The 1,211-nt window shown below is 65.1% G+C and carries 2 protein-coding genes; both read left to right on the forward strand.

Translation table 11 applies throughout. The features are described 5' to 3' along the window. Window positions 1–103 precede the first annotated feature (103 nt). On the forward strand, window positions 104–649 hold the full coding sequence (locus ACWEO7_RS39595; protein WP_452431002.1) for a helix-turn-helix domain-containing protein: 546 nt from the start codon (window positions 104–106) through the stop codon (window positions 647–649). Next, on the forward strand, window positions 544–1,200 hold the full coding sequence (locus ACWEO7_RS39600) for an IS630 family transposase (protein WP_452431000.1): 657 nt from the start codon (window positions 544–546) through the stop codon (window positions 1,198–1,200). The genes ACWEO7_RS39595 and ACWEO7_RS39600 overlap by 106 nt, the downstream gene beginning before the upstream one ends. The last annotated feature ends 11 nt before the right edge of the window (window positions 1,201–1,211 follow it).

Raw genomic sequence — 1,211 nt, forward strand, 5'->3', positions numbered from 1 at the left:
TGCTGCGTTCCTCAATGATCATGTATCTTGTTGTGGGTCTTGTTGGTTCGGGTGTCGTGGAGTGGTTCTGCCGAAGGTGCTGGTGGCGCGTCCTGCGCGGGATGTGTTGGAGGAGCGGAATATTCGTAAGCTCGCTGGGGCGCGGCATGCTCCGGGTGATTGGATTCGCCGGGCACGGATGATCACGGCGAGTTGGGACGGGAAGTCCACCGCGGTGATCGCGCAGGAGGTGGGGTGTCATCCGCAGACGGTGCGAGAACGTCTGCACCGGTTCAACACTCATGGCCTCGACGGGCTGGGTGATCGGCCGGGGTCGGGGCGTAAACCTCGCCTGACCGAGACAGAGCGCAGTCGTATCGTGGCCTTGGTCGCCACCACGCCACCGGGTCGGTTGACGCGGCGATCCGATGGCGCTCTGGAAGCCGAGCAGGGCGGGGCACCGTCGAGCTGGACGCTGGATTCGCTGACCGCGGCCCTGCGCACCGAAGGCATTGTCGTGGGTCGTAGCCAGGTGCGCAGAATACTCGCGGCAGAGGGGATTCGATGGCGTCGGCCGCGGTCGTGGACGACGAGCAAGGACCCGTACTTCGTCCCAAAAGAACCCACATCGTCGGTCTCTACACGCAGCCACCGGCCGAGGCCACGGTAGTCTGCGCCGACGAGCTGGGCCCGGTCTCGCCGCGCACCTTCGGCCCCGCACCGGGGTGGTCGGTCGACGGACACCGCATCAAGGCGCCGCTGGAATACTCGCGAGGTCCGGACAAGATCTGGGTCTACGGATCGATCCGCGTGCGCGACGGCCAAGCCGTCACACTCACCGCATCCTCGCGCAACAGCGTGAACTACCAGCGTTTCCTCGAAATGATCGAACAGGCCAACCCCGTCGGTGACATCTATGTGATCACCGACAACCTCTCCAGCCACAACAGCAAATCCACCCGCGAATGGCTCGCCGATCACCCTCGGATCAAACACGCCTTCATCCCGGTCGGGGCATGCTGGCTCAACCTGCAAGAGCCGTGGTGGCGGATCTTCCGGCGAGAAGCCCTCGCCGGCCAGACCTTCGCCGACCACACCGAGATCGACCAAGCCACCCGCCAAGCCACCGCCGCCCTCAATGCCCGCGCGCGACCATGGGTCTGGGGCCGACCCGCCCCGAAACCAAGGACCCTACGCCGCCGCTTTATCTACCACCTTTGAGGAACGCAGCA

This window comes from Nocardia sp. NPDC004260, assembly GCF_053603155.1.